This is a genomic window from Luteipulveratus mongoliensis, from assembly GCF_001190945.1.
Classification (GTDB): domain Bacteria; phylum Actinomycetota; class Actinomycetes; order Actinomycetales; family Dermatophilaceae; genus Luteipulveratus; species Luteipulveratus mongoliensis.
In genome coordinates, this window is sequence record NZ_CP011112.1 from 865,114 (window position 1) to 875,686 (window position 10,573).

4 protein-coding genes are annotated in these 10,573 nt (G+C 67.9%); 1 reads left to right on the plus strand and 3 read right to left on the minus strand.

Going from position 1 to position 10,573, the window contains the following annotated elements; genetic code table 11:
* Positions 1-12 precede the first annotated feature (12 nt).
* The 3 genes from VV02_RS04060 to VV02_RS04070 all read right to left on the minus strand — a co-directional run bounded on the left by VV02_RS04060 (position 13) and on the right by VV02_RS04070 (position 6,144).
* Positions 13-2,778, minus strand: a complete 2,766-nt coding sequence (locus tag VV02_RS04060) for an AfsR/SARP family transcriptional regulator (RefSeq protein ID WP_052590045.1) — start codon at positions 2,776-2,778, stop codon at positions 13-15.
* A 9-nt stretch (positions 2,779-2,787) separates the two neighbouring features.
* Positions 2,788-5,799, minus strand: coding sequence for an AfsR/SARP family transcriptional regulator (locus tag VV02_RS04065; protein WP_052590047.1), 3,012 nt, complete (start codon positions 5,797-5,799; stop codon positions 2,788-2,790).
* A 138-nt stretch (positions 5,800-5,937) separates the two neighbouring features.
* A complete protein-coding gene (locus VV02_RS04070) occupies positions 5,938-6,144 on the minus strand; it encodes a hypothetical protein (RefSeq protein ID WP_052590049.1) in 207 nt (68 codons plus the stop codon).
* A 306-nt stretch (positions 6,145-6,450) separates the two neighbouring features.
* On the opposite strand from VV02_RS04070, the gene VV02_RS04075 reads away from it, so the two are divergent.
* Positions 6,451-10,572 carry a LamG-like jellyroll fold domain-containing protein gene (locus VV02_RS04075; protein ID WP_083449888.1) on the plus strand — a complete coding sequence of 1,374 codons (4,122 nt, stop codon included), beginning with the start codon at positions 6,451-6,453 and terminating at the stop codon, positions 10,570-10,572.
* The last annotated feature ends 1 nt before the right edge of the window (position 10,573 follow it).

A 10,573-nucleotide genomic window follows, 5' to 3' on the forward strand; every position in this document is an offset into this window, starting at 1 on the left:
CCAACTCCCGAGTCACGCCTGCGCCTCGAGCTCGGCGAGCTGAGCGCGTACGGCATCGGCCTCCGGCGTACCGAGCTCGTCGTAGATGGCGAGGGCCAGCACCGTCTGCTCGATCGCTGCGCGGTGAGCGCCGGCGCGGCGATCGAGCTCTGCAAGGTGAAGCAATGCGGTGGCTTCGCCGCTGCGGAAACCCGTGGTCCGGGTGAGCGCCAACGCCCTCCGATACAGGTCCTTTGCCTCTTCGAGACGACCCAGGTGGCCACACACCATCGCGAGATTGCTCAGGGTGTCGGCTTCGCCGGCTGGATCGTCCATCTGACGCCGCAGCTGCAGGGCACGCCGGCAGTAGTCCTCCGCCTCCTCGTCGCGGCCGAGTAGGTGCAGCACCCCACCGAGCGTGTTCAGCGCATAAGCCTGCAGGATCTCATCCTCGATGGCTAGGCCAAGAGACAACGCTCGTTCCCCCAGCTCCAATGCGTTGTCGTAGTCACCGATCAGAGACATGTTCCAGGACAACCGGTAGCACGCGAGTCCCTCACCCCAGCGGTCACCCGTGCCCGCGAATCCTTCGCGGGCGGCGCGGAAATGCTCCACAGCGTCCTTCTCATCACCGACGAGCTCGCTGAAGGTGCCAAGGTGCAGGGCTAGGACGGCGTCCGTGCCACGATCGGAAAGTCGTCCAGCAGCCGCCCGAGCGAGCGTATGCAACGTCTGCCCGTCCGCGAGGTGGTCGCGCATGTGCACGTAGCGGTACAACGTCAGGGCCAGGCGAATCACGAGCTCGGGCCGACCGCTTTCGTCGGCAGATCGGGCTATCGCGATCAGATTCTGCAGCTCACTGTCGAGCCATTCGAAGGCGGCGTCAGCGGTCGCGAAGTCGAGCCCGCCAGGTGCGCCGTCCATGGAAGGGCGGTAGCGCCGTTCATGGGGCACTGCTGCGTCCATCGCCGTCGCGGCCGTGGCGAGGTAGTGGTTGTAGAGCCGGTCGACAGCTGCTTCTCGGTCGGCCTTGGCGTCGATCTGCTCGCAGGTCTCGGCGGCGTACGTCCGCAGCAGGTCGTGCATGCCGTACTGGTGGTCGCGGGGTTCGACGAGATGGGTCGACGCGAGACGCCCCAGCAGTCGACGGCCTACGGGTGTTGGGACGTCGGCGAGGGCGGAAGCCGCCTCGATACTGATCCGCAGGCCAGGGTGAAGGCCGAGGAGCCGGAACATCCGTGCGGCGTCGTCGGAGAGGGCTTGGTACGTCGACGCGAAGACCGCGCGTACGGTCATCGCCGCGTCGTCGTCGGTCTCGAACACTGCAAGCCGGTGACGTTCGTCGCGCAGGTCGGCGGTGATGCCGGCGAGCCCCCGCTGGGGTTCGATCGCGACTCGGACGGCGGCGAGGACGAGGGCCAGGGGGAGATGGCCGCACAGGTCCGCGAGCTCCGCGAGCGCCTGGTCATCCGTCGAGGCGTCGGCTGTGGTCATCGCGCGGTTCAGCAGGGCGTTTGAGTCATCGGGGCTGAGTTGGTCCAGATGGAGCTGGACGGCGGCCTCGAGCGCTGCCAGGCCGCTGAGCCGATTGCGGCTGGTGACGATGACCATGCTTCCGGACCCGGGTAGCAACGGTCGGATCTGAGCAGCGTCACGGGCGTTGTCGAGGATGACGAGCATGCGTCGGTCGGCGAGGGTGGTGCGCCAGAGAGCGCTGCGTTCTTCGGCGTCGGTTGGGACCTGATCGCCGGGTACACCGGCCGCGCGCAGCAGCCGCTCTAGCGCGACAGCCGGGCCGACCGGTGCGGTCGAGCCGAAGCCGCGCAGGTTGATGTAGATGTCACCGTCCGGGAACCGCTCCCTCGCCTGGCGCGCCCAGTGCACCGCGAGTGTGGTCTTGCCCATTCCACCGATCCCGTGGACGACCGCGAGGACGACGTGGCCGGCGTCCGTCGTACGGTCGGCGAGCTGGTCTAGCTCGGCCAATTCCGTTGTGCGGCCTGTAAATCGGGGATCATCGAGGGGCAGCTGGCGCGGCACCGAAGGCGTCGAAGAGCTCGAGGTCCGGTCGGCGGCGAGCAGGTCCGCGTGGACGCGCCTCAGCTCGGGGCCGGGGTCGGTGCCGAGCTCCTCGGCGATGCGGGAGCGGATCTCGTCGTACCGCTGGAGCGCTTCGGCGGGCCGCCCCGAGCGGTCGAGCATGAGGATGAGGCGTTGCCACAACGACTCACGGAAGGGATGCGCGGCCGCGAGGGCGGGCAGCTGACCTGCCAGGTCGGGTGTGCGGCCGGCCGACAGGTGGTCATCGACGCTCCGCTCGACGGCCTGGAGGTAGGTCTCGGTCAACGTCGAGCCGACGACTTCGTGCAGGTAGGCCGAGTCCACTCCGGCAAACGGATCGCCCTGCCAGAGCTCGAGTGCCTCCTGGAACGCGTCCGAATCAGCGGAGTTGAGAGCGAGAAACCTTGCTATGTCTACGGATTCGGGCGCCACGGCCAGCCGGTAGCCGGACGGTGTGGTGTCGATCCGGTCCGCGCCGATCCGGCTGCGCAGCCTGGTGACGAGGGTGTGCACGCTCGCCTTGGTGCTGGCCGGCCGCTGCTCACCCCACACAGCCTGCGCGATCCGTTCGATCGACACGAATTCGCCTGGCGACACCGCCAGCACCGCGAGGAGCGCCCGCTGCCGGCCAGCGGGGATCGTCTCCTGGTGACCATCGAGCAGCACCCGGAACGACCCCAGCAGCTCGATCGTCAGGGGCGCACCGGCCGCGTGGCCCGGCTTGGTGCTCTTCGGCATCGCGGCTCCTCAGCTGGGCGGGTCGAGTTCGGCCAGACGGGCGCGTACGACGTCCGCCTCGGGCACGCCGAGCTCCTCGTAGCCGCGTAGCGCCTCTCGCCATAGCTGGAGAGCCGTCGAGATGTCACCGAGGCACAGGCTCGCGGCTGCCTGCCCGGCCAATGCCCTCGCGCTCTCGAATCGGTCAAGGCCGATGCCAAGGACCTCACGGTGGGTGGCTATTGCGGCAAACGGATCATCAGCGGCGAGATGGGTCTCGCCGAGAGCGTTCAACACCGCCATCTGCGTCGACCGAGCGCCCGTCTCACGAGCAATCTTCAGCGATGCCTGCAGCGCTTCCATGGCATCTCCGTGCGCACCGACACGGAGATGGATTGCGCCGACGTAGTGGAGTGCACTGGCCTCCCCATTCCGGTATCCCGCCGACTGTGCTGCCAGCAAGGATTCGCGGAAGATGTCCAGCGCCTCGTCAGACCGCTCCAACCGTGTACACACGAATCCGAGGTTGTTCAGGGCATCCACCTCTCCGGCGCGGTCGCCGATCTCGCGTCGCAGCTGAAGCGTGCGTCGGCAGTACGCCTCTGCCTGGTGATAGTTGCCCTGCCGGAAGAAGACGCCACCGAGGTTGTTCAAGGCATGGGCCTCCACAACCCGATCCCCGGTCTCAGCGGCAAGAGACAAAGTCTCCTCCAACAAATCGACTGCGTCGGCGTACTCACCACGGAGAAACTGCCGTCGTCCGAGCGCGTTGCAGGCAAGTCCGAGAGTCAGCTTGTCTCCCTGCGCACGGGCTTCCTCGAGGGCGTCACGGAACAGCTGTGCTGCGTCCTCGTCGCGACCGAGCTGCTCGTTCGCTGTCCCGAGGTAGGTCATCAGGACGGCATGACTGGGTACGTCGCCTATCCGGCTCGCGGCGTTTCGTGCGCGGGTGATCAGCGTGAGTGCATCGGTGTAGTGCGAACGAAGGTTGAGGTAGCGGTGCACCGTCCGAGCCAGTTTCACGAGGTATTCGTCTCGTCCGATCTTCTCGGCGAGCTGGGCAACGGCGAGGAGGCTGAGCCGTTCTTGGTCGAGCCAAGCCAGGGCGGCGTCGGCTTCGTCGAACTCGGCCGCCACCCGACGTGGGGTCAACTTCGGACGGTGGTGTTGCGTGTCCGGTGCGACAGCGTTCATCGCCTGCGACACGGTCGACAGATAGTGGTCGAGCAGCCGGTCGATGGCTGACTCACGGTCGGCCGCAGGGTCGATCTGCTCGCAGGTCTCGGCGGCGTACGACCGGAGCAGGTCGTGCATGCCGTACTGGCTGTCGTGTGGTTCGACGAGGTGGGTCGAGGCGAGACGCTCCAGGAGTCGGCGGCCTACGGGTGTCGGGACGTCGGCGAGGGCGGAGGCTGCCTCAGGGCTGATCCGCAGGCCCGGGTGCAACCCGAGCAGCCGGAACATTCGGGCCGCATCGTCGGGGAGGGCTTGGTACGACGATGCGAAGACCGCGCGTACGGTCATCGCGGCGTCGTCCTCGGTCTCGAACACGGCGAGCCGGTGGCGTTCGTCGCGCAGGTCGGCGGCGACACCGGCGAGCCCGCGTTGGGGTTCGCTCGCGACTCGGACCGCGGCGAGGACGAGAGCCAGAGGGAGATGCCCGCACAGCTCGGCCAGCTCGGCGAGCGCGGTGTCCTCGGCCGCGACGGCCTGGGTCATCGCCCTGTTCAAGAGGGCGTTGGAGTCGGTCGGGCTGAGCTGGTCGAGATGCAGCTGCACCGCTGCCTCGCGAGCAGCCAGGCCGCTGAGCCGGCTGCGACTGGTCACGATCACCATGCTCCCCGAGCCGGGCAGGAGCGGCCGGACCTGGGCGGCGTCCCGTGCGTTGTCCAGGACCACGAGCATGCGCCGGTCGGCGAGCGTCGTACGCCAGAGCGCACTGCGCTCCTCCGGCTCGGTGGGCACCTGATCACCGGGTACGCCGGCCGCGCGCAGCAGTCGCTCGAGCGCCACCGCGGGGCCGACCGGAGTGCTCGCGCCGTAGCCGCGCAGGTTGATGTAGACGTCACCGTCCGGGAACCGCTCGCGTGCGTGGTGTGCCCAGTGCACAGCCAGGGTGGTCTTACCCACCCCACCGATCCCGTGGAGAACGGCCAGGACGACGTGACCGGCGTCCGTCGTACGCTCGGCGAGCCGATCGAGATCGGCCAATTCCGTTGTGCGACCAGTGAATCGGGGATCATCGAGAGGGAGCTGGCGAGGGACCTGGCGTGCAGGTGCGCCCGATGGGCTATCGGCTGCGAGGAGTTTCGCGTGCACCTGCCGCAGCTCTGGGCCCGGGTCGGTTCCGAGCTCCTCGGCGATCCGGGAGCGGATCTCGTCGTACCGCTGCAGAGCCTCGGCCGGCCGCCCCGAGCGGTCGAGCATGACGATCAGGCGTTGCCACAACGACTCACGGAACGGATGCCGGGCCGCGAGCTCGGGCAGCTCGCCTGCCAGGTCCGGTGTGCGACCGGTGTCGAGATCGTCATCGACGCTCCGCTCGACTGTGCGGAGATGGGTCTCGGTCAGCATCGAGCCGACGACCTCGTGCAGATAAGCCGAGTCGACGCCGGCGAACGGTTCGCCCCGCCACAGTCCCAGTCCTGCCCGGGACATGTCCCCTTCCCCGCCCGTGAGCGCGAGAAACGTTGCGACGTCTACAGACTCGGGCTGCACAGCCAACCGATAGCCGGACGGCGTGGTGTCGATCTTGTCTGCTCCGATCCGGCCGCGAAGCCGGGTGACGAGGGTGTGCACGCTCGCCTTGGTATCTGCCGGTCGCTGCTCGCCCCAGACCGCCTGCGCGATTCGCTCGATGGACACGAACTCACCTGGCGACACCGCCAGCACCGCGAGCAGTGCACGTTGCCGACCAGCAGGGATCGTCTCCTGGCGGCCGCCGATGAGAACCCTGAACGGCCCGAGCAGCTCGATGGTGAGGTTACCTATGAGGCTGCGTTCGCTCGACCGCCCCTGGTCCGGCTCGGGACGTGTCGGCATGGCGGCTCCATCGTGAGGCGTGCTCGGGCCAGAGCGTACTGCTCGATGGTCGCCGCGACAGAGGTGTGAGGGCAGCGTTCAGGGCTGTCACGGCGCGGCCGTGACAGCCCTGAACGACGATGGGGCCGATTGACCGATCTAGGTGCAGTTCCGGGAGTCGACGATCTGGGTCCGGTCCACGCGCCCCCAGCGCGGGATGTTGCGGTTGCCCGAGATCGCCTCGCGGGGGAGCAGGCAGGTGATCGCCCCGCCCTCGGAGTGCAGCAGCGCTCCGTCGTTCTCGCAGCTGTTGAAGGCGTCAGCGCCGTACGCCTGCGAGCTGAGGTACTGCCGGCCGGCCGTCATGTCGCGGTACCTCGAGGTGGGTGGTCGCCGTACCCGAGTGCTGCGCCGATCGCCTTGATGGTTCGTCTCATGGTGTCGCCCGTGGTGGACGGCTGGCGCATACGTCCGGGCCCGACCGTTCGAGCCCAGAACCGTTGTATTCGGAGCGCCTTTCAGCTGGCTGTCACTCGATGCACTGAGCCGAGCGGCCGCTGGCGACAGTGGATTGAAAGCGCGTTGCCCGATGCTCCTCGCGAAGTGCTCTGTATCGCGGCCCGCACGCCGCGACCGTGACTCGTACTTGGGGGCGTTGTGGTGGTTAAGAGGATGACGCGACGGGTGATCGCCTTGATGGTGGTTCTCGTCTCGGTGATGGCGTTCGGCGCGCAGGTCGCGCCGGCGCAGGTGCCTGATCGAAGGGTCGAAAGGGCCGGGAGCGCTGACGACACCAAGAAGCCGAAACCGCCGGCTCCCAAGCTGTCCGCGACCGCCAGCGCGGTCGCGCGCGCCAAGGCGACGCACAAGAAGGTCGAGGTAGTCGAGCGTCGTACGGAGACCGCTCAGGTCTTCGCGAACCCGAACGGTTCGTTCACCGCCGAGCTCTCGGCGACACCACAGCGGGTACGCCGTGGGTCGGGCTGGGTGAAGGTCGACACCTCGCTCCGCTCTTCCGGTGACCGTGTCGCGCCGGCCGCCGTGACCACGCCGATCTCCTTCTCCGGTGGCGGCAAGGCGCCGCTGGCGCGGTTCGGGAAGTCTGGCCAGCAGGTCGAGCTCACCTGGACCCACGCCCTGCCGAAGCCGACCCTGTCAGGCAACGCGGCGACGTACAGCGAAGTCCTGCCGGGCGTCGACCTGGTCCTGCGCGCGACCGAGCAGGGCTACTCCAAGGTGTTCGTGGTCAAGTCACGTGAGGCCTCGCGACAGCCGGCGCTCGCCACCTTGAGCTTTGACCTGAAGACCAGCGGTCTGAAGGTCACCAACGACAAGGGTGCGCTGGTCGCCAAGGATGCCAAGGGTGTTGCGGTGTTCCGCTCCGGCAAGCCGCAGATGTGGGACTCGCCCAAGACGCGGGCGGCGAGCACGCAGACCCCGACCGGAGAGCACCACGCGGGCGGCCGGCTCGACGTCACGACGTCCCGCATCAGCGTGGCCCCCGACCAGAAGCTGTTGACCGACCCGGCGACGGTCTTCCCTGTCTCGATCGACCCGGACTTCAACGCTGGGAGGGTCTCGTGGGCGAAGGTGTTCTCGGGCCACCCGGGCAACAGCTACTGGAACGGCGCCGGCGATGACCAGCTGGTCAAGGTCGGCAAGTGCGACTTCTCCGGCTGCAACGGCATCGGCACCGCGCGGTCGTACTTCCAGTTCGACATCGCGCCGGTGCTCGGCAAGCAGATCATCAGCGCCGAGTTCAACATCTACGAGAACCACGCACCGTCCTGCAGCCCGCGCATCGTCGAGCTGTACGAGGCCGGTCCGTACGGATCGAACCTGTCCTGGAACGCGCAGCCCTGGACCCGTTGGATCGACGGCAAGAACGCGGCGCTCGGGTACTCCGACTCCTGCAAGCCGAACTGGATCGGGTTCAACGCCACGAGTGCCGTCGCCAACGCGGTCGGAGTCGGTTCGGCCCTGTCGGCGTACATGATGAAGGCCACGGACGAGGGCGACCGCCTGGCGTGGAAGAAGTTCGGCAACGACGCGCGGCTGATCGTCCACTACAACTCGATCCCGGACGTGCCGGGCGACATGACGATCGCCGGTAAGAGCTGCGGGCTCGTCCCGAACCAGACGTACGGCGATGACGCGACGCCGATGCTGCGCGCCCGGATCACCGACCCGGACGGCGGTCTCGTCGCCGGTCAGTTCGAGTGGCACCTGTGGCACGACCACTACATCGGTGGCGTCACGACCGCGATGAAGAGCTCAGGTGACGTCGCGGAGGCCGAGGTTCCGGCAGGTGCATTCGCCGATAACGCGACGATCGCGTACCGAGTCCGTGGCTGGGACGGCACGGCCGCCGGTCCGTGGAGTGGCTGGTGCGAGTACACGATCGACAAGGTGAAGCCGGGGAAGGCGCCGGCGATCTCCTCGGCGATGTATCCGGAGAACAAGTGGAGTGGCAACGCCGGTCGTACGGGCACCTTCACCTTCAACGCGGGCGGCGACTCGGACGTGGCCGGCTTCCAGTACGGCCTGGATATCACTGAGCCTCAGGAGTACGTCGCTGCCGACAAGGTGGGCGGCGCGGCGAGCGTGTCGATCACGCCCCCGGAGGACGGCCCGCACTTTGTGTATGTCCGGGCCGTCGACCGTGCCGGCAATGAGGGCCCGATCTACCAGAGCGATCCCGGGCACGGCGGCTACGCCATCCTCGTCGGGGCTCCGGCGCGGCCGGTCGGTCACTGGCCGCTCGACGGCACGGATCCCTCTCGTACGATCCCGGACGTCTCCGGGGAGGGCCACAACGGCACGTTGAGTGCGGCCGGGGCGACCTGGGCGGCGGGCCGCGTTCGTGATGCGGTCAGCCTGGACGGCCAGCAAGGCACCGCGACGGCAGGCGGTGGTCCGGTCATCGCGACGGACGGCACGTTCTCGGTTGCCGCGTGGGTCAAGCTGACCAAGGATCCGGGAGGCGACTGGAAGACCGTCGTCAGCCAGGACGGCAACCGGATCGGCGCCTACTACCTCCAATACGACGGCAACACCCGCGGCTGGTCGTTCCGGATGCCGCGCGGAGACATCGACAACGAGGCGAGTGACACTGCGCTCGCCCCGACTCCGGCGAAGGTCGGCGTGTGGACTCACCTGATCGGCGTCCACGACTCCGCTACCTCGCAGATGCGGCTCTACGTCAATGGCGTCGAGGTCGCGTCCGCGAAGCACACCGGCCGGTGGAAGGCCGCTGGCGTGACTCGCTTCGGCACCGGCAAATGGAACGGCGCGATCTCCGACTACCTCCCGGGTGTCATCGATGAGGCCCGCGTGTACGACCGGGTGCTGTCGCGGGGTGAGATCAGCGCCTTGGTCAACACGCCGACTCGTGAGGAGATCCTGACGGGCCTCGATGAGCCGAACGGGACTGCGGCGTATGACAGTTCGGGCAATGCGCGCACCGTGCGGTTGAGTGGTGGAGTCACTCGAGTCGCCGGCAAGGTCGGTGCGCACGCGGTGTCGTTCGACGGCACCACGGGCGAGGCTGCGACATCTGGTCCGGTGGCTTCGACCGACGGCAGCTTCACCGTCAGCGCGTGGGTCAAGCCGGATGTGCTGGACGACCAGGTCCGCACAGCCGTCAGCCAGGAGGGCACGACCTCGAGCGGGTTCTTCCTCGGCTACCGACCCGAGACCAAGCGCTGGGGACTACTGCTCACCGACGCCGACGCGTCGAATGTCGGTGGCCTGCGGGTGGATTCGCCGACCACGCCGCGTACGGACCAGTGGACGCAGCTGGTCGGCGTGTACGACGCGGCCGCTCAGCAGATGCGTCTGTACGTCGATGGTGAACCGGCGGGAGACCTGCCGTACGCCAAGCCCAGGTGGGCGGCCAACGGACCGTTGGTGATCGGCCGTGCCAAGTTCAACGGTCAGAAGGTCGACTGGTGGAAGGGCTCGATCGACAACGTGCAGGTGTTGACCGGTGCGCGGACGGACGAGCAGGTCAAGGCGGACTTCGACAACCCGGTGGAGGCCCGCGACGGGTTCCCCGTCGGTGTGGTGGCGCAGTTCGTCGGGCCGACCGGTGAGCGCCTGACCACGGTGCGCGGCACGGCTCCTGCCGGCTACCACTTCGAGTCGCAGCTCGGTCTGCCGGCGACCGGGACCACGGACACGCGGCAGCTCTACTCCTGCCGTACCGGCGCGGACCAGTTCGTGTCGACCGCTGCGGATTGCGAGGGCAAGGAAGCGCTCGGTCCGCTGACGACCGTCTACACGAAGGCGGCGGCCGGCGTACCGACCAGTCCGCTGTACCGGTGCGTGACTACCGGCGGCGACCACTTCGTGTTCAACGAGCAGGCGTGCAACGGCCACGGGTCCACGAACGACGGTCTGCTCGGCTACACGAGGGCGTACGCCGGTCTCGTCCGACACGTTCAGGACTACAAGCCGTGGCAGCACACCTCGCTCACCTGGGGGGCGCCGGAGCCGTACCAGTCGGAGGCGCACCTGGGCTTCCTGTCGAGCGTGCAGCAACCCGGGACGACCCCGTTGCACAGCTGTGCGGACGGCACTGACGAGTTCACCTCGACTGACGCAGCGTGCGAGGGCAAGACCGTACGCATGCAGCTGGGCTGGGTGTGGACCTCGGCTCCCACGGGGGTCGAGGAGAGTGCCGAGCTGCTCCGCTGCAAGACCTCTGAAGGGGAGCGGTTCGACTCCCTGGACCCCGATTGCGAGGGATCACAACGTGATCGGTCGCTCGGCTTCGTTGTGATCAAGGACTGAT